15 protein-coding genes are annotated in these 16,931 nt (G+C 62.4%); 5 read left to right on the top strand and 10 right to left on the bottom strand.

What is annotated here, in order from left to right:
* Positions 1–80: 80 nt before the first annotated feature.
* Complete coding sequence (locus ABD906_RS00395; RefSeq protein WP_345097600.1) at positions 81–860, bottom strand: tyrosine-type recombinase/integrase; 780 nt, start codon at positions 858–860, stop codon at positions 81–83.
* A 309-nt stretch (positions 861–1,169) separates the two neighbouring features.
* Between ABD906_RS00395 and ABD906_RS00390 the strand changes: the two genes are divergently transcribed.
* Positions 1,170–1,727, top strand: coding sequence for a hypothetical protein (locus ABD906_RS00390; protein WP_345097599.1), 558 nt, complete (start codon positions 1,170–1,172; stop codon positions 1,725–1,727).
* Positions 1,728–2,410: 683 nt separating this feature from the next.
* Here ABD906_RS00390 and ABD906_RS00385 read toward each other — a convergent pair.
* Positions 2,411–3,136 carry a hypothetical protein gene (locus ABD906_RS00385; RefSeq protein ID WP_345097597.1) on the bottom strand — a complete coding sequence of 242 codons (726 nt, stop codon included), beginning with the start codon at positions 3,134–3,136 and terminating at the stop codon, positions 2,411–2,413.
* A gap of 149 nt (positions 3,137–3,285) precedes the next feature.
* On the opposite strand from ABD906_RS00385, the gene ABD906_RS00380 reads away from it, so the two are divergent.
* Positions 3,286–4,743, top strand: coding sequence for an amidohydrolase (locus tag ABD906_RS00380; RefSeq protein WP_345097596.1), 1,458 nt, complete (start codon positions 3,286–3,288; stop codon positions 4,741–4,743).
* Positions 4,744–4,917: 174 nt separating this feature from the next.
* On the opposite strand, the gene ABD906_RS00375 is transcribed toward ABD906_RS00380, so the two are convergent.
* Positions 4,918–5,598, bottom strand: a complete 681-nt coding sequence (locus tag ABD906_RS00375) for an OmpW/AlkL family protein (protein ID WP_345097595.1) — start codon at positions 5,596–5,598, stop codon at positions 4,918–4,920.
* A gap of 262 nt (positions 5,599–5,860) precedes the next feature.
* Positions 5,861–6,568 carry a hypothetical protein gene (locus tag ABD906_RS00370; RefSeq protein ID WP_345097594.1) on the bottom strand — a complete coding sequence of 236 codons (708 nt, stop codon included), beginning with the start codon at positions 6,566–6,568 and terminating at the stop codon, positions 5,861–5,863.
* 256 nt (positions 6,569–6,824) lie between these two features.
* Between ABD906_RS00370 and ABD906_RS00365 the strand changes: the two genes are divergently transcribed.
* Both ABD906_RS00365 and trhA read left to right on the top strand, forming a co-directional pair.
* Positions 6,825–7,154 (top strand): YnfA family protein, encoded by a 330-nt coding sequence (locus ABD906_RS00365; RefSeq protein ID WP_345097593.1) that lies wholly within the window; start codon positions 6,825–6,827, stop codon positions 7,152–7,154.
* Positions 7,155–7,307: 153 nt separating this feature from the next.
* Positions 7,308–7,934: a PAQR family membrane homeostasis protein TrhA gene (trhA, locus tag ABD906_RS00360; RefSeq protein WP_345097592.1), complete on the top strand. Its 627-nt coding sequence runs from the start codon at positions 7,308–7,310 to the stop codon at positions 7,932–7,934.
* Here trhA and ABD906_RS00355 read toward each other — a convergent pair.
* The 5 genes from ABD906_RS00355 to ABD906_RS00335 all read right to left on the bottom strand — a co-directional run bounded on the left by ABD906_RS00355 (position 7,907) and on the right by ABD906_RS00335 (position 14,537).
* The gene (locus ABD906_RS00355) at positions 7,907–9,109 is read right to left on the bottom strand and encodes a hypothetical protein (RefSeq protein ID WP_345097591.1); all 1,203 of its coding nucleotides are present in this window, start codon (positions 9,107–9,109) and stop codon (positions 7,907–7,909) included. The genes trhA and ABD906_RS00355 overlap by 28 nt on opposite strands.
* Before the next feature lie 32 nt (positions 9,110–9,141).
* Positions 9,142–10,203 carry an ABC transporter ATP-binding protein gene (locus ABD906_RS00350; protein WP_345097590.1) on the bottom strand — a complete coding sequence of 354 codons (1,062 nt, stop codon included), beginning with the start codon at positions 10,201–10,203 and terminating at the stop codon, positions 9,142–9,144.
* Positions 10,203–11,876, bottom strand: a complete 1,674-nt coding sequence (locus tag ABD906_RS00345; RefSeq protein WP_345097589.1) for an ABC transporter permease — start codon at positions 11,874–11,876, stop codon at positions 10,203–10,205. The genes ABD906_RS00350 and ABD906_RS00345 overlap by 1 nt, the downstream gene beginning before the upstream one ends.
* A gap of 15 nt (positions 11,877–11,891) precedes the next feature.
* On the bottom strand, positions 11,892–12,878 hold the full coding sequence (locus ABD906_RS00340) for an ABC transporter substrate-binding protein (protein ID WP_345097588.1): 987 nt from the start codon (positions 12,876–12,878) through the stop codon (positions 11,892–11,894).
* Positions 12,879–13,085: 207 nt separating this feature from the next.
* Positions 13,086–14,537 (bottom strand): ABC transporter substrate-binding protein, encoded by a 1,452-nt coding sequence (locus tag ABD906_RS00335; protein WP_345097608.1) that lies wholly within the window; start codon positions 14,535–14,537, stop codon positions 13,086–13,088.
* Positions 14,538–14,933: 396 nt separating this feature from the next.
* Here ABD906_RS00335 and ABD906_RS00330 point away from each other — a divergent pair, with 396 nt between their 5' ends.
* On the top strand, positions 14,934–16,163 hold the full coding sequence (locus tag ABD906_RS00330; RefSeq protein ID WP_345097586.1) for a metal-dependent hydrolase family protein: 1,230 nt from the start codon (positions 14,934–14,936) through the stop codon (positions 16,161–16,163).
* An 86-nt stretch (positions 16,164–16,249) separates the two neighbouring features.
* Here the strand turns inward: ABD906_RS00330 and ABD906_RS00325 are convergent, their stop codons facing one another.
* Entirely contained in the window at positions 16,250–16,900 is a 651-nt protein-coding gene (locus tag ABD906_RS00325) for a dihydrofolate reductase family protein (protein WP_345097585.1), read from the bottom strand.
* Positions 16,901–16,931 lie beyond the last annotated feature (31 nt).

The following is a 16,931-nucleotide window of genomic DNA, read 5'->3' as shown; positions in this document are numbered from 1 at the left end:
CCTCCCTGCTGTCGCAGAAAGGGAAAGGGTGGACGATTTTTACACCGCCCGCAGCAGCTCCATGCCGCCGCTTCCGTGGACTAGTTTCTCACCGCCGTTCTCACCCTATCGCTGGTAGCAGTCTCCTTGAGCTCCCGGAGAACAGCAGCGGCTCGCGTCGAGAGTGGCACGTCACGGGCTTCACCATTCTTGGTCAGTGGTAGATGAGCAAGGCGACGCTCCAGGTTGACGTTGTCCCAGGTGAGCCCCAGAAGCTCGCCCTGACGCATGGCTGTCTCGAGGGCGAGGATGATCAGCGGACGCATGAGTGGATTGCGACCAGTGTCAGCGGCTTCGAGCAGGCGCTCTTCTTCTCCGGGCTGCAGTCTGCGATCGCGACCACGCGGTGGCTTTGGGCGGCGGATCATGCGGCACGGGTTCTCTGGCAGATGCACGCCCCACTCCTTGCGTGCGATGTCGATTGCATGTCCAAGTGAGTTGAGCTCGCGGATCACGGTCGCGGGAGAGGCAACGGCCAACCGCTCATCCCGGTAGGTGGCGATGTGCTGAGGCGTCAGCGTGGCCAGCGTCCTGTGCGCAATGTCGCGCTTGAGCATCGCTCCGATGCGATAGACTTCGCTGGAAGCTGAGCGCTTGTGCGGTGTGATCTCTTTCAAATAGCGCTCGAATAGGTCTCGCACCGTCATCTGCTCAGCCAGGCGCGTATCCGGGAGCGAGCCGCAGCGATCAAGTTCGGCTTCGAGATTGCGCGCCCACTTCTCGGCATCTATTTTTGCATCGAAGGACTTGGCACGCGGGGGAATTCCTTTACGTCTGACCTGCGCTTGCCACCGACCTCTGAGCCTGCGGATCGTCGCCATGAAGCACCTCCTGTTTATGTGCCTCATGATGCGTAGGATGCCCCGTAGAGGGTGCCAAGGAGCATTCCTGGTCCGATGTGACCAGATTGTGCCGCGGCACTGAAACGCGCTGTAGGGTGCCTTCCTGAGTCGCTGCGGGGCCTTGCAGGATCAACGGGTTAGATCATATCATCTGTGCCGGAGAGTGCTGCCTGGTCTGAGCAGTTGTCACATGGGTATGTGTTGCGACTTAGGGCCCGTGATTGCAGCACGTATTGCGTCGATAAAATAAATCGGTAGGGTCCGATCCTGGAGAGAAGGGGGCTTTCTATGGAAGAATATACGTTCAACGTGCATAGGCACCGTTTCGCAGCCTGGTGTGCCGCAAGCGCATCGGGCGCATCGAGCAAATGTCGTTTTTCCGTTGAGCTGGGCGTCAAGCTAATGGAGAAAGCGGGGTTGCCGGATTGGTTGGAAAATCTTCCCAGCGCTGCAACATTCGACGCTGAGCACGCTCGCATGCGTGAGAGATTGGCGCAGTGCGCCTCAACTGCGAGATTGTATGGCGCGTTTTCACACGGTATCGCTGCCAAAATGATCAACTGCTACCTTAAGGCCGCTCTTATTGGCCAAGAGCGGGTGTTGAACTATATTCATCCGCCGATTGACAGGATTCTCGTAGCAGCGCTGCGGAAGGCAGACGTTGGAGAGCCGGGCTCATATATTTGGACTGAGATCAATAAGCAGGGAGGATGGTCAAACATGACATCCGAGCTGTATGAGGATGCAATTGCTCGCATCAAGCAACTCCGTCCTGGGGCGCTGTGGGCGATCGAAGAGTATTGGATCGGCTACCAGACCCGGAAAGCGAAACCCTCCCTGACCTGAAGCCGACAGCAGACTTCCGACGATCACGTCATAGCCTCGTTGCTTCGACTCGAGGGCCATCTGTCCCCGAGTGATCATAGCGGCATACAGTTCGCCAATTCGGCCGGTCAGATGGTTAAGCTCCGCCGGGGTTACACCCCGGCTCAGTTCCTTCTCGAACCACGACAGGGCTTCTGCCATCGACTGAATGATTTGCGTCTGTGTCAGCGCCAAGGGTCGCCCCTTCTTCCGCAGCCGAGCGTCATCGAACCGTAGCCTATCAGCAGCTCTCCGGGGAGTGGCGGGGTTGTGCCGTTCCCTCGCGCACCTGATCAACAGGAGTCACAAGTCCTTATCGGATAAGGCATTGTATTATTAGATAAATTTCTGGCAATCCGTGTTCGGAGGGCAGCACTCTATCCAACTGAGCTACGGGTGCGTGATCCGGCCCATGGGCCGGACGCGAACTGCCGCCTTCTTAACCCAACCCGCCCCTAGCATCAATGGAGAATGTGAGGTTTCTACAGAGGGGAGGCTCAAAGACTTATCCTGACCGTTTGTCCTACTCAGCGGGCAGGGCAGATGCAAAGGTGAGCAGGGTAGATGGCCAAGGCGGATAGGTGCCGACATCTGTGCCGGCCAGCGTCTGGCGATGACTGAACTGGACCTGCTTTCCGGCGGATTGTCGAGGCCCACGCGTCCACTCACCCCGCCCCATCGTCCCCGCGGCCGCCGGGGCCAAGACCCATTCCCATGCCCATGCCGCCGGCGCCGGCCGCTCCACCCGCGCCGCCGCCAGCGCCGCCCCCACCTCCGCCTCCCGGGCCGCCTTCGCGGCTCCCCTGCTGGCCGCCGCCACGGCTGCGGCCGCCGCCGGCCGCCGGGCGGGTCGGGCCCTGCATGGGAATCTCCAGGTCGGGCGGGATTGGAGAAAGGTCCAGCGCCTCGCGGATGAAGTTACGCAGCGACACCACCAGTTCATGGGTGTGGATCTCGTTGCCTGCGGCGAGGTCGCGCGCGGCCTTCGCGGCAAGGCGCACCTGCTCGTCGGTGCCGAGCAGGATGATGTCCGAGAGGGCAGCCTCCACCGCGTCGCGGATCAGGCGGACACGCTCGAAGGTCTCCTCGCTCATGGTGCGCGGGGCAACCGCCTCGCCGCCCTGCTCGGCCGCCTTGCGCTCGGCCGCCCGGATGTCGCGCAGGTGGCGCGGGTCGACCGAAAGCCTGCCCGTGAACGAGCCGCCCAGCACCTTGTAGGCGGCGATCAGCGTTCGCAGGCGCTCGTTGATCTGACGGTTCTGCCGCTGCTGGCGCTGCTGGATCGTGGTCATCATGAGGAGGCGGATGCCGATCCCCACCAGCGCAAACAGGGCGATGCCCACAAGGGTGGACAGGACACCCTGCCAGGATGTGAAATCGAAGTTGCGCACAGCCTTCTCCCGGAGCTTGCAGCCAGGCTGCCACGATAACCGGATGGTTGAAAGCGCACCATGCGTGGCATTTCCTGAAGCGTTCAACCTTCGGTTATGTCATATTGGACTTCTTGTTTGCTCAAGAATTTTCATCTGAGATGATTTTTATGAAACCGTTTGTAGCAAGTGTGTTTGCATGCTCCATCATCGCATCGAGTTCGGCATCCACCCTGGCTTCCGGGCTTTCCGACGATATCCGCTCGCAGCTGGACGGCTATATCGCCAGCTATGAGCCGCGCATGCGGGAGGTGGCGCACCAGATCTGGAGCCGGCCGGAGCTGGGCTACCAGGAGGTCAATACGGCCAATCTGCTCATCAGCGAGCTGGAGAAATACGGCTTCCAGGTCGAAGAGGGCGTGGCCGGCATTCCCACGGCCTTCGTCGCAAAAGCGGGCAGCGACCACGGTCCCGTGATCGCCATCCTGGCAGAAATGGACGCGCTGCCGGGCTTCTCGCAGGATGCGGTGCCTTTCCAGCAGCCCGTCGACGGCATCACGAGCGGACATGCCTGCGGACACCATCTGTTTGGCACGGGCTCCGTCGCCGCGGCCATCGCCGTTGCCCTATGGATGAAGGACAATAATGTCGAGGGGCAAATCCGGCTCTACGGCACTCCGGCAGAGGAAGGCGGTTCGGGCAAGGTTTACATGGTTCGAGCGGGCCTCTTCGATGACGTCGACGTGGTTCTGCACTGGCATCCGGGCGACCGGAATACCGCCAGCCAGGGATGGTCGCTGGCCAATGTGGCCGTCAAGGTCCGGTTCCGGGGCGTGTCGGCGCATGCGGCCTTGTCTCCCGAACGGGGCCGTTCGGCGCTCCAGGCCGTGGAAGCCTTCCATCACATGATCAACATGATGCGCGAGCATGTGCTCCAGGAGACGCGCATACACTACATCGTGTCCAACGGAGGGGCGGCGCCCAACGTGGTGCCCGCCTTCGCGGAGAGCTATCTCTACGTACGAAATCCGGACCCGGCGGTCGTGCGGGACATCGTGGCGCGCATCGAGAAGGCCGCGCAAGGCGCTGCGCTCGGCACGGAGACAGAGTATTCCATGGAACGGATCAGCGGTGTCTATTCCGTATTGCCAAACGATACGCTCGGACACGTCATGGACGGCAACCTCCGCGCGGCCGCTCCGATCAAATGGGATGATGACGAGGTCGCCTTCGCCACGAAGATGCAGAAGACGCTGCAGGCCACGCCGCCGCTATCCAGTGTCGGGGAGGTAGAGAAATACACGTTCGGCGAACAGGGATACTACTCCACCGATGTGGGCGACGTGAGCTGGGTTGCCCCGACGGTCGGCCTCAACACCGCAACCTGGGTGCCGGGAACGCCTGCGCATAGCTGGCAGGCCGTGGCGGCAGGCGGCATAGGGATCGGATACAAGGGCATGAGGCTCGCGGCCGAGACGCTCGCCTTCACCGCGGCGGAGCTGCTGCAGTCGCCGGAGCTGATCGATCAGGCCAAGGCGGAGTTCGAGCAGGAGCGCGGGCCAGACTTCACCTATTCATCGCTCATCGGAGACCGGAAGCCGGCGCTCGATTACCGCCTGAAAAACTAAGCGCGCGGGCAAAGGTCAAAGGAAGGGACGCCCGCTGCGGACGTATGACGCGTGCGGGCAGGCCTGCAAAAAAAAGCATTCCGGCTGCGAGCGAAATCCGGAATGCCCCGTATCGGCTTCGGACGCAGGTCCGGACTGATGTCCGGTCCTGCCATCACGAAAGACCAATCCGAATTAGAAGCGGTAGGTCACGCCGGCGCCGATCAGCCACGGGTTCAGCTTGGCCTTACCGGTGACGGTGCCGCCAGCAACGTCAGCTTCGAACTTCGGTTCCAGAAAGAGCTTCTTGACGTCGAAGTTCACGCCCCAGTGGTCGTCGAGCATGTAGTCAAAGCCGACCTGAAGCGCGGCGCCCCAGGAGTTCTTCACCTTGAGGCGGTCGATGGCGCCAGCGGCATCCTGGTTGTAGAAGATCGTGTAGTTCACGCCCGCACCGATGTAGGGCTTGAAGGCGCCGAAATCGGTGAAGTGATACTGCAGGGTCAGGGTCGGCGGCAGGATCCAGGTCTTGCCGAGCTTGCCCAGACCGGCAATCGTGCCCTCGCCATTCACGTTGGAATAGGTCGTGCCGAGGATCAGCTCGGCGGCGAGGTTATCGGTGAAGTAGTAGGTAATGTCGAGTTCAGGCGTGATCGTCTTGGAGAAGCTCAGATCTGAGCCCGGGATCTGATCGACGAAGCCCTTGTTGTCCGGGAGCACGCCCAGGGCGCGAAGACGCAGCTGCCAGGGAGAGTGGGCAACGACCGGAGCAGCCTCAACGGAGGGCGAGGGCGCCACGAGATCCGCAGCATAAGCAGACGCCGTGACGAAGGTCATGGCCGTAACGGCCAGAAGCCTGCGCGTGAAATGCTTCATCAGACTAACCTTGAAGATGGGTTGCGACACTCCGCAAATTGTCAGCGGCCATAAGCGGTCGCTTTGCGTCAGATCAAGCGCGTAACCCTATGGGCGGCAGGGCTGGGGCTGCGCATGCAGTTGCCGTGGAATAGTGACGTTTAAGCAACATCAGTTTGAAGGGCGCAGCGCATCCGTGACGGTAAACGGACCGGCGCAGCCGGCATGGACACGGGCTGATTCGCCGGAGCCGGCCAGGGTTTCCCATGGCCAGCAAGCGGCTCTAGGCCACCGTTGCCATGGTCGCCTCGCCCTCGTGTTTACTGGCCTGGGCGCCATTCTCCACCCAAACCAGTGTATACGGGTGTACGGCGTGGAGGTCGAAGGCCTTGTGACGGTTTCCAAGGATCGTGCCATGAACGTGGACGCCGACCTCGCGGTAAAGATGGTCGGCTCCCTGGGCATCCTCGCGCGAGCTGAAGGTGAGCTCGAGCACCCGGAAGGGCGGCGGCTCGAAACGGTTCTCCCAGCCGGGGATGCTTATGCCGAGCTCCTCGATCCGCTGGAGCGGCCATTCGACGGTTCCCCGGTTGCGTCTTTCCAGAACCTGCCGCACCCAGACGGGCTTCTCGACCTTGATACCGGTGATTCGCACGGGATGCCGGTTCCAGTTGGTCACCCGAAGCTGGACACTGCTCTCCTCGACATCGTCATCGGTGATGCTCACCGTGGGCATGGCGTCGCCGAGGACGAACTCCGTCTGCCGCTTGAGCTCCCGTGTCTGCCGCGCGAGGAAGAAGATCGTGCCGGCGCCGACGACGAAGGCGGCCCAGCCGCTCAGCGCGTCGATCCATTCCCGCAGGCAAGCCCCGTCGGTTCCGTCGCAAAGCCTCGGCCATGAATCGTGGAAGGCGCGGAAGATTTCCCACAGGCAGATCGCACTCGCGCCAATGACAAGAACCCAGACAACGGTTCGCAGAGACGTCTTCATCCGCGCCCCCAATGCGGAATCCAGATAGCGGTGAACGTTCGGTGGTTGGACAAGGACGGAGATGTAACCGGCGGAAGCATGGAAGCCGTTTCCCAGCCGTGCAAGAAACGGTCGCTCAGGTGAAAGCAGTCATCCGGTTTCCTCCCTCGTGCTGCCTACAAGTAAACCATAGCACGGCGGTGGACGGAAGCGGCCCGATGGCCGAGCCTCGACATTGGCAGCGATCTGCGGCAACGATCCGCGGAGGAGAGACTGCATGTGGACCATCCCGACCTATCTTCTCGCGGCCGTAGCCGAGATCGGCGGCTGCTTCGCCTTCTGGGCCTGGCTTAGGCTGGGCAATAGCCCGCTGTGGCTCCTGCCCGGCATGATGAGCCTGGCGCTGTTCGCCTGGGCGCTGACGCGCATCGAGGCGGATTTCGCCGGCCGCGCCTTCGCGGCCTATGGCGGGATCTACATTTTCTCGTCGCTCGTCTGGATGTGGGCGGTGGAGGGGTCCGCACCCGACCGCTGGGATGTGCTGGGCGCCCTGATCTGCGTCGTCGGGGCTCTGGTCATCGTCTACGGGCCGCGCGCGGCGCAATAAGGCGGGATGCGTCCTGAATCACTCCCAAAGGCTGCCGGGAGCATTTCGGCGGTGACAACTCCGCGCGGATCCAAGTTGCTCCTGACGCGTTGGGCAAGCATCCCCAAACAGCCACATTCAGCGGTCACAGTTCGGGCTTTAAGGAGCGTGGAAATGAAGCAGCCGTCCTGGCGTTACGACCGTGCCGAGATGGTCGCTGATGGAGTCGTGCATGTGATCGGCGTTGCGCTCGCGCTGACGGGCGCGGTCGTGCTGGTTGTCGTCAACCTGTGGCGCGCGGAGCCGAGCCTGTTCGTCGCCACCGCAATCTACGCGCTGACGTTGGTGGCCACGCTCACCATGTCGGCTGTCTACAACATGTGGCCGGTGAGCCCGTTCAAGTGGAAGCTGCGCAAGTGCGACCATGCGGCGATCTTCCTGCTGATCGCGGGCACCTATACGCCGTTCGCGCAGCAGGCGGGCGCGACCGGACTGCTCATCTTCATCTGGACGGTGGCAGCCATCGGCTTCTGTCTCAAGATCGCGTTCGCGGGCCGGTTCGACCGGTTGGCGGTACTGCTCTACCTCGGTCTCGGCTGGAGTGGTGTGGGGTTGTTCCGAACACTGTACGAGAGCTTCCCGCCGATCGTGCTGGTTCTGCTGCTTACCGGCGGCATTGTCTATTCGGTGGGCGTGATCTTCTACTTGTGGGAGCGGCTACGCTTCCAGAACGCCATCTGGCACGTCTTCGTACTCAGCGGCGCCGCTATCCACTATTCCGCCGTGTTGGCAGGGGTGTGATCCTTCGGTTCTGGCTCCACGAGGAATGCAAGTGCTTCGCCGAGGCTCCCGTCGGCGAACAGAGATTCAGCCCAGGCCCGGATCTGCTGGTAGATCTGGTCCAGCTGCTCGGACTCGGTTGAAAATTTCAGGAAGTCGCTCAGACTTCTCTGGGCGAGGAGGAGTGTGTGGGCATTGCCATTTTCCGGGTCTCCCGCAATACGAATGATGCCGCCTGCCTTCCGCGCCTCATCGGCGACATGCCTGACAGCTGCTTCCGCGATTGCGCGATGGGGTGCCCTGGGTGCGCATTCAATCCGCAGGACCACGTCCACGCCGGCGTTGCTTCCATCCGCGAAAGGTACCTTGTGGTCGAAAGTAGAGTACAGAAACCCGACAGAAATCGCCCCGTTCCATCCCCGCGGCCGGAAGGAAATGCCGATTCTGCCGTACACGTCCCGGACTTCCTGGCAGTTCCGCGAATGATAAAAGGCAGGCAGAAAATCCCAGTCATACTCGTTGTGGAGTTTTCTCGTGTAGTGCAGAAGCCGTGGCAGGAAATCGCGGCTCTGAAGGTAGTGGAACAGCATCTGTTCCGAGATCGGGCTGGATGCGCCTAGTCCCTGGAAATCCATGAATTCCACCAGTTCACGCGTCATTCTGCAATCTGAGGCAAAGAGAGCAAGCTTCCGGTGAACCTGGTCCCATCGCAATGATTTGAAGTTGGAACCAAGCAAAACCGCATCCTGCGCGGCCCTCCGGCAATCCCGAGCCTGTGGACTGATGAAGACCAGGCATGCCTTCGGACCTGACAGAAGCCGGCTGTATTTTCGAAGCTGTTCGGGGTCGTAGGGGGCGTTCCACTTGACTTCGACAAGCAGCTTGAACCGCTCTCCGCTGGTTAAGCGTCCCTGGATGTCGATATCCGGGTAAACAACGGCGGCCTGATCCTCGTCCCTGTGCGAGGCTCGTGTAACAATCGTTAGATCCGACACGTCGACCGCGGTCCCGATGAGTTCAGACAGCCAAGCCTGGCAGAAGCGCTGGTTGATACGCAGACAATATACGAATGCTTCCGTGAGGAAGTTTTCGGACGAGGTTTTGTTTTCGGATGGCCGCCAGGTGAAGAGACTCTGGAAAAGGTTGACGCCCAACCCGTCAGACACATCCGTCAACGACAACTGACCGTTGCTCATGGCTCGTGCTTACGTCACCTCTATTAACCAGTCTATTCCACCGCGTGCAGGGCCGCCTTCGAGGGCGAGGCGTAGATGCGCGTGCCGGGCTGGAACAGGCCGGATTCCCCCGGGTTCGGCGAGTCGACCAGCCATTCGCCAACGCCTTCGATCTCAAGCAGGTATTCGGCGATGTTACCGAGGAACATGGCGCGCTTCACGGTGGCGCGGAAGTCGCCCGCGTCGGGGGAGAGCGCAATGGCTTCCGGGCGCAGGACCAGGGTGAGCTGCTCGCCAGGCTGGCGCTGGTTGACGTAGCGCACCTTCACGCCGCCCACGTCGATTGTCTCGCCGTCGAGGACGATGGCCTTCAGGAAGTTGGCCTTGCCGATGAACTCGGCCACGAAACGGGTCGCCGGGCGCGCGTAGATTTCGCGCGGCGTGCCAATCTGTTCGATGACGCCGCCATTCATGACCACGATGCGGTCGGAGATGCTCATGGCCTCGATCTGATCGTGGGTTACGTAGAGCGTGGTGATGCCAAGGCGCTGCTGCAGTTCGCGGATCTCCACGCGCATCTGGTCGCGGAGCTTCGCGTCGAGGTTCGACAACGGCTCGTCGAAGAGCAGGACGCGCGGCTCCATGATGATCGCGCGGGCGAGCGCCACGCGCTGCTGCTGGCCGCCCGAGAGCTGGTTCGGCGAGCGGTTCGCCATGTGGGTCAGGCCGGTGATGGCCATGACACGCTCCGCGCGCTTCTGGATCTCGTCGGCGGGCATCTTCTTCAGTCGCAGGCCGAAAACCACGTTCTCGTAGACCGAGAGATGCGGGAAGATGGCGTAGGACTGGAATACCATCGCGGCGTCGCGGCGGTTGGGTGCGACGTCATTCATGCGGCGGTCGCCGAACAGGATGTCGCCCGAGGTCGGTTCCTCGAAGCCCGCGATCATGCGCAGAAGGGTGGTCTTGCCGCAACCGGAGGGGCCGAGTAGCGTCACGAGTTCGCCGGGGGCAACCTCGAGGCTGGCATTGCGGACGGCGAACACGCTCTGGCCGGGAGAGTCCGGGCTGTCGAAGCGCTTGACGAGGTTACGGATCTGGACGGCTTCAGCCATTAGAATTTCACCATAGTCATGTGCCGGGTCATGCGGGTCACGATCGCGTTGATAATGATCACGGCGACGAGCACGAGCGCGATGACGACGACGGAGAAAGCAGCGGCCACGCCAAGACGGCCGGAGCCCACCTGATTGAGGATCTGCACCGTCATCAGGTTCCAATTGGCCGAGACCAGGAAGATCGCGGCGCTGATGGCGGTCATCGCACGGACGAAAGCATAGACGAGGGCGGAGAAGAAGGCCGGCGCGATGAGCGGCAGGGTCACCTTGCGGAAGGTGGTCAGCGCGCTGGCGCCGAGATTCTGGGCCGCTTCCTCGATTGCCGGGTCGATCTGGCGCAGGACGGCGATGCCCGACTGGATGCCGACAGGCACGTAGCGGAAGACAAAGCAGAGCACCAGGATGGTCAGGGTGCCGGTCAGCAGCAGCGGAGGCTGGTTGAAGGCCAGCACGTAGCCGATGCCGACCACCGTTCCCGGTACGGCGAAGGAAAGGATGGAGCCGAACTCCAGGGCGCTACGGCCGGGAAAGACGCGGCGCACGACCAGGAAGGCGACGAGCATGCCGAAGATGCCGCTGACCGGCGTGGTGATGAGCGCGATGATCAGCGTGTCCTTCACCGTGTCGAGACCAACGTTGAAGACGTAGAAGAAGTGGTCGAGGGTCAGCGTGTAGTCGAAGCCCCAGACCTTCGTGAAGGCGCCGATGAAGATCACCGCGTAGAACATGAGCACGATGAGGGCGAACAGCAGCACGGAGGCATAGAGCAGCGCCTTCACCGGGGTGCTGACGACCTTGGACGTCGAGGCGGTGGGCTTGCCGGTGACGGTCACGTACTGGCGCTTGGCGATCCAGTAGCGCTGGATGGTAAAGGCCGTGATCGACGGCAGCAGCAGGATGACCGAAAGCATCGCGCCGCGCGCCAGGTTGAAGGAGCCGGTAATCTCCAGATAGGCCTGCGGGGCGAGCATCGGGAAGGCGGCTCCGGCAAGGACGAGCGGATTGCCGAAGTCGGCCATGGATTCGATGAATACGACCAGGAAGGCGCTCGCCACGCCCGGCAGGGAGAGCGGGAAGGTGACCTTCCAGAACACCTGCCAGCGGGAGGCGCCGATGTTCAGCGCCGCGTCCTCGAGCGTCGGGCTGATGGAGGCGAGCACACCGCGCAGCGAAAGGTAGGCGATGGGCGCGAAGGTGAAGATCTGCGACCAGACAACGCCGTGGAAGCCGTAGATGCTGAAGTCCTGCAGACCGAGCAGCTGGCGGGTGACAAGACCGTTGTTGCCGAACAGGAAGACAATCGAAACCGCCGAGACAAAGGGCGGCGAAATGATCGGCACGATCATCAGGTAGTGCAGCAGGCGCTTGCCCGGCACGTTGAGCCGGGTGAGCACGAAGGCCGCCACATAGCCGATGAGCACGCCGATGAGGCCGACCAATGCGCCCACGGAAAGGCTGTTCCAGAGCGCATTGCGGTAGAGCCGCCGCTCGCCGATCAGCGCATAGTTCGCCAGTGTCCACTGGCCGCGGTCCTGCAGGCTGGCAATGAAGACCATTATCAGCGGATAGACCACGAAAAGCAGGATCGCGGCGAAGATGATGGCGATCAGCGCGAGCAGAATGGGGTCCCGCGCGAGAACGCGGATCTGTGAGCGAGCGGTGGCTAGCACGTTGGATTGCCGTTGTTACTGACCAAGCACCTCGTCTACCCAGCGATCAACCAGACGCTGGCGGTTTTCGGAAGCAAAGGCAGGGTCGTAGGATACGAGCTTGATGTCTTTCAGCGTGGGAATACCTTCACCAGCGCTTACATCCGAACGGATCGGAAGGAAATAGGTCTTGGCTGCGGCAAGTTGCTCCTGACCTTCCGCCGACGTCATCCAGTCGACCAGCTTCTTGGCGTCGTCGAGGTTCTTGGCGCCCTTCAGGATGGACATGGCGGCGACCTCGTAGCCCACACCTTCCGACGGGAACACAACCTTCACCGGGAAGCCCTCGTCCACCAGCTTCAGGAAGCCGGGCGAGAACTGCAGCGCGATCGGAGTTTCGCCAACGCCCAGCGCGCCGGAGGGAGCCGTGCCGCTCTGCGTGTAGGTCTGGATGTTCGGGTTCAGCTCCTTCAGGTACTCATAGGCCTTGTCCTCACCCCAGAGCTGGATCAGCGTCAGGATGACGGCGTAGGCGGTGCCGGAGGACTGTGGCGAAGGCATCTGGATCAGGCCGCGATAAGCCTCGTTCTTCAGGTCCTCCCAGGAGGCCGGGATCGGAGCGCCGCGGCTTTCCAGAAGGTCGGTGCGCACGCCGAGGGCGAGCGGGTTGGTATAGATGGCGTGCCAGTTGCCGTTGGCGTCCTTGAATTCGTCGGCGAGATCACCGGCGTTGGCGGAGACGTAAGGCTCCACCAGACCGCGCTCGGCTGCCAGAATGTGGTTCTCGCTCGGGGCACCGAACCAGACGTCGGCCTGCGGATTGCTTGCCTCGGCCTCGATGCGCGAAAGGGCAGGGCCGGAGGACAGGAAGACCATGTCCACCTTCACGCCCGTGGCGTCGGTGAAGGCCTTCAGGATGCGGGAAGCGTTTTCCTCATCGACGCTGGAATAGACCGTCAGCGCCTGGGCGGAGCCGACCATCATCATCAGGCCGGTCACGGCCGCAAGTAGTTTTGCTTTCATCGTTTCCTCCGAATGGCGCGGCGATATGCCGCTCGGTAATGTGCCTGTAAGCTAGTCCAGGGAACCAGTTCCGGTCAACGCGATCACCGTTCGCGTGGACAACAGGTTCCTCACCTATGTGTTGCCGCCACGGGGGGCGTGGCGAAACCTGCGAAAAAGGGCCGGGAGCGGGCGGCTCCCGGCCCCATTCTTCATTTGTGCCCGCTGTTATTCGACGACCTTCACACCGGCGAGGCGGATCATGCCGTCCGGATACAGCTCGAAGCCCTGGATCTTCTTGTTCAGGCCATAGAGGTAGGCCTCATGGCCAAGATAGATGATCGGCAGCTCGTCCAGAAGGATGGCGTTCGCCTCGTCGTAAAGGGCCTTGCGGGTCTCGTAGTCGGTCGAGGTGCGGGCCTTGTTGAGGAGTTCGTCAACCTTCGGGTTGCAGTAGTGGACGTCGTTCATGCCGCCGTCGCAGGTGACAAACTGGTGGATGCTGCCGTCGGGATCGGGGCGGCCGGACCAGTTCATGCGGCCCATCTCATAGGTGCCTGCGGTCTGCTCGGCGAGCATGGCGGCGTATTCCATTGCGCGCAGGTTCACGTCGAAACCGGCTTCGGAAGCCATCGCCTGGATGACCTGGGCCATCTGGGTGACGACCGGATTGTTTGCGTGGCGCAGCTCCACCGCCACGCGGTCGAAGCCGGCTTCCTTGATGAGGGCCTTGGCGGCCTCGACGTCACGCGGCTCGACGGGACGGCTCTTGTCGTACCAGATGCTGGCCGGGGAGAACGGCTGGTTGCCGGCGCTGCCCTTGCCCTCGTACACGATCTGGTAGAGCGCCTCGCGGTCGATGGCCTTGGAGAAGGCCTGGCGCAGGCGCTTGTCCTTGCCGATCAGGCCGGGGGCCTTGTCGCCGACGTTGATGTAGAGCGCGTTGTAGCCGAGGCTCACGATGTCCAGCAGCTGAAGGTTCGGATCGGCCTCGACGGTCGCCGCGTCGGTGGCGGCCATGCGCTCGACCATGTCGAGATCGCCGGACTGCAGGTTCGCCAGGCGGACGGTGGAGTCCGGGATCGGCAGGAAGGTCAGGCGGTCGATGTGGATGTTGGCGGCGTTCCAGTGCTGCGGGAACTTCTCCAGTACGACGCGGTCGTTCTGGATACGCTCAACGAACTTGAACGGGCCGGAGCAGACGGGGTTCTGGGCGAAGGGGGCGCCCCCCGACTCGGCGGCGGCCGCGGAGATCATCATGCCGGCGCGGTCGGAGAACTGCGAGAGCAGCGTGGCGTCCGGAGCCTTCAGCGTGATGGTGACCTGGTAGGGACCCGTCGCCTCGACCTTCTCGATCGACTTCAGCTCGGACTTGCGGCGCGACTCCGGCAGGTTCATCGAACGCTGGATGTTGTAAACCACCGCCTCCGCGTTGAACGGCGTGCCGTCGTGGAAGACCGCGTCCTGGCGCAGGTTCATGGTGAGCGTCAGACCGTCCTTGGAGAAGGACCAGTCGGTGGCGAGCTGAGGGACGATCTCCACCTTGGAGGAAATGTCGACCAGCTTGTCGCACAGGCTCGTGTACACGAGCCGACCCGCGAAGGTCTGAGACTGGTCGGGGTCGAGAATGTCAACGTCGTCCTGCAGGCCGATCTTCAGTTCGACCGCCTGCGCGGGCATGGCGAAGGCCGCCAGCGAAAGCACGGCACCGGCGATGCCGTGCAGCAATGTAGTCTTGGTCACTCTATGCTCCTCGGGTTCAAGGGGGATGAAGCCGCCTGCCGCGCATGCGTTTCCGCCGCCGGCGGCAGGCTCCTGACTTCGCAGTCCGCAGGCTCTTTGGCAGACCATTCCGCCTGCTACAAGTTCATTGGTGAAATGATACCTATGACATGATGAAGCGGCTGTTTATGTATCAGCGGGTGATTTCCGCGGCCCTCATCTGACAATAACGTCGCGGTCCCAGAGGGCGCATTGCAATTCCCCCGGGCGGTTCCTAATAGTCGCCGCACCATCGGCAACGCGCGTTGCCGCCCGCATCAATCGCAGCTGTCCCGATCCCCCTGGAGACCTCAGATGAAGACCACCGTGCTAAAGAATGTTCGTGTGCTGGACACCGAGTCCTGCGAGGTCACGCACTACGACAATGTGGTGCTGAACGGCGGCAGGATCGCCGAGCTCAACCACGCGCCGGTGCAGGAGGACGGCAGGGAGGTGATCGACTGCAAGGGCCTGACGCTGATGCCCGGCCTGATCGACTGCCATGTCCACATCAACATGTCGTCGTGGTCGACGGTGCAGAACGCAACGCTGCCCAACTCGCTGGTGGCGGCGCGGGCGGCGCGCATCCTCAATGGCATGCTGATGCGCGGCTTCACCACGGTGCGCGACGTGGGCGGTGCCGACAGGGGATACGTGATGGCCATCGAGGAGGGCACGATCGTCGGGCCAGATCTCGTGATCTGCGGCAAGATGCTGTGCCAGACCGGCGGGCACCAGGACGTGCGCGCGAAGTGGGATGAGCAGGATCCGGAATATCTCCGCTTCCAGCTCGGCTCCAAGTCGCACATCTGCGACGGCGTGCCGGAAGTGCGGAAGGCCGTGCGGCAGGAGATCCGCGCCGGCGCGCAGTTTATCAAGATCATCGCCAACGGCGGCCTGGCGCCGACTGGCGTGCCGATCACCCATCTGGCGTTCTCCGAGGAAGAGATCGCTGCGATCGTCGAGGAGGCTATCATTGCCGACACCTATGTGGCAGCTCATGCCTATACGGACAAGGCGATCGAGCGGTGTGTGCGGCTCGGGGTCAGGACCATCGAGCACTGCGTATTCGTCTCCGAAAAGACGGCGCGGATGATGAAGGAAAAGGGCTGCTTCGCGGTGCCGACCATGGCAACCTTCGAGACGCTGGAGGACAAGTCCTCATCGATGACGCCGGAGCAGCAGGCCCGTGCCCAGCAGGCGCGTGAGAGCGCATACAATGCAATGGTGATCCTGAAGGAGGCCGGCGTGCCGATGGCCTTCGGCACGGATCTCACGCACATCAGCCTGCACTATCACCAGTCGGACGAGTTCACCTACCGCTCGCGCGTGCTGCCGGCCAAGGATGTGCTGCAGAGTGCCACGATCAACGCCGCGCGGCTGCTGCGCAAGGAGCACGAGATCGGCAACGTGTTCGCCGGTGCGAAGGCCAATCTACTGCTGGTCGAAGGCAACCCTGCCGAGGACGCCACGCTGCTCTCGAAGCCCGTCAACATGCGCCTCATCATCAAGAACGGCGAGGTTATCAAGAATACCGTGGCTTGAAGCCGTTTCGGCGGTTGCGTGCCGGGCGCGACGGCGTGCCCGGCTCTTGCATCGGCATCCGTCACGCGCACAGGCTGTTGGGAGGCCTAGCCCTTCCGCATGAACATCAAATGCGTCACGCCGCTGGGGGAGGAGGTGGCTTCGATGTCGAAGTCCTTCTCCAGATCTTCCAGGCCTTCCCACAGGCGTTCGCCGCGGCCAAGGACGACGGGCACCAGCACGATGTGCATGTGGTTGATAAGTCCGGCCTCCAGGAAGGAGCGCACCGTCTTTACACCCCCGCCGATGCGCACGTCCTTGCCACCCGCCGCCTTCCGCGCCTCAGCGAGGGCTTCTTCGGGCGAGGCATTCAGGAAATGGAAGATGGTGCCGCCCTCCATTGCGATCGACGGGCGGGGGTGGTGCGTCAGCACAAAGACAGGTGTGTGGAAAGGCGGATTGTCGCCCCACCAGCCCTTCCAGTCCGGGTTTTCGTGCCAGCCGGGCGGGCCGAACTTGTTGGCGCCCATGATTTCGGCGCCGATGTTGACGTCGAAGGTACGCAGTAACGCATCGTCGATGCCGGCGGAGCCGCCCGTGAGGCCGAAGAGGGGCCTGGCCCAGCGCGTGTTCTTCATCCAGCCGTGAAGGCGTTCACCAGCGTGGCCGAAAGGCTGTTCGAGGCTCTGGCCGACACCGGTTCCGAAACCGTCCAGGGAAATGGCAAAATGCTGAACCCGCACCAATTGAGGCGGCATGGTCTTCCTCCCTCTGCGAGAGGTCGAGTAT

Origin of the sequence: Chelativorans composti, from assembly GCF_039541695.1 — a bacterium.
GTDB classification, from domain to species: domain Bacteria; phylum Pseudomonadota; class Alphaproteobacteria; order Rhizobiales; family Rhizobiaceae; genus Chelativorans; species Chelativorans composti.
Note: the sequence above shows the minus strand (reverse complement) of the source record. Positions and strands in the feature narration are given on the sequence as shown.

What these genes read in the sequence shown, in the direction of transcription:
- ABD906_RS00325 (WP_345097585.1), bottom strand. Translation starts at nt 16,900, where the DNA reads ATGCCGCCTCAATTGGTGCGGGTTCAGCATTTTGCCATTTCCCTGGAC.
- ABD906_RS00355 (WP_345097591.1), bottom strand. Translation starts at nt 9,109, where the DNA reads ATGAGCAACGGTCAGTTGTCGTTGACGGATGTGTCTGACGGGTTGGGC.
- ABD906_RS00330 (WP_345097586.1), top strand. Translation starts at nt 14,934, where the DNA reads ATGAAGACCACCGTGCTAAAGAATGTTCGTGTGCTGGACACCGAGTCC.
- ABD906_RS00335 (WP_345097608.1), bottom strand. Translation starts at nt 14,537, where the DNA reads ATGCCCGCGCAGGCGGTCGAACTGAAGATCGGCCTGCAGGACGACGTT.
- ABD906_RS00350 (WP_345097590.1), bottom strand. Translation starts at nt 10,203, where the DNA reads ATGGCTGAAGCCGTCCAGATCCGTAACCTCGTCAAGCGCTTCGACAGC.
- ABD906_RS00380 (WP_345097596.1), top strand. Translation starts at nt 3,286, where the DNA reads ATGAAACCGTTTGTAGCAAGTGTGTTTGCATGCTCCATCATCGCATCG.
- ABD906_RS00370 (WP_345097594.1), bottom strand. Translation starts at nt 6,568, where the DNA reads ATGAAGACGTCTCTGCGAACCGTTGTCTGGGTTCTTGTCATTGGCGCG.
- ABD906_RS00390 (WP_345097599.1), top strand. Translation starts at nt 1,170, where the DNA reads ATGGAAGAATATACGTTCAACGTGCATAGGCACCGTTTCGCAGCCTGG.
- ABD906_RS00395 (WP_345097600.1), bottom strand. Translation starts at nt 860, where the DNA reads ATGGCGACGATCCGCAGGCTCAGAGGTCGGTGGCAAGCGCAGGTCAGA.
- ABD906_RS00375 (WP_345097595.1), bottom strand. Translation starts at nt 5,598, where the DNA reads ATGAAGCATTTCACGCGCAGGCTTCTGGCCGTTACGGCCATGACCTTC.
- trhA (WP_345097592.1), top strand. Translation starts at nt 7,308, where the DNA reads ATGAAGCAGCCGTCCTGGCGTTACGACCGTGCCGAGATGGTCGCTGAT.
- ABD906_RS00340 (WP_345097588.1), bottom strand. Translation starts at nt 12,878, where the DNA reads ATGAAAGCAAAACTACTTGCGGCCGTGACCGGCCTGATGATGATGGTC.
- ABD906_RS00365 (WP_345097593.1), top strand. Translation starts at nt 6,825, where the DNA reads ATGTGGACCATCCCGACCTATCTTCTCGCGGCCGTAGCCGAGATCGGC.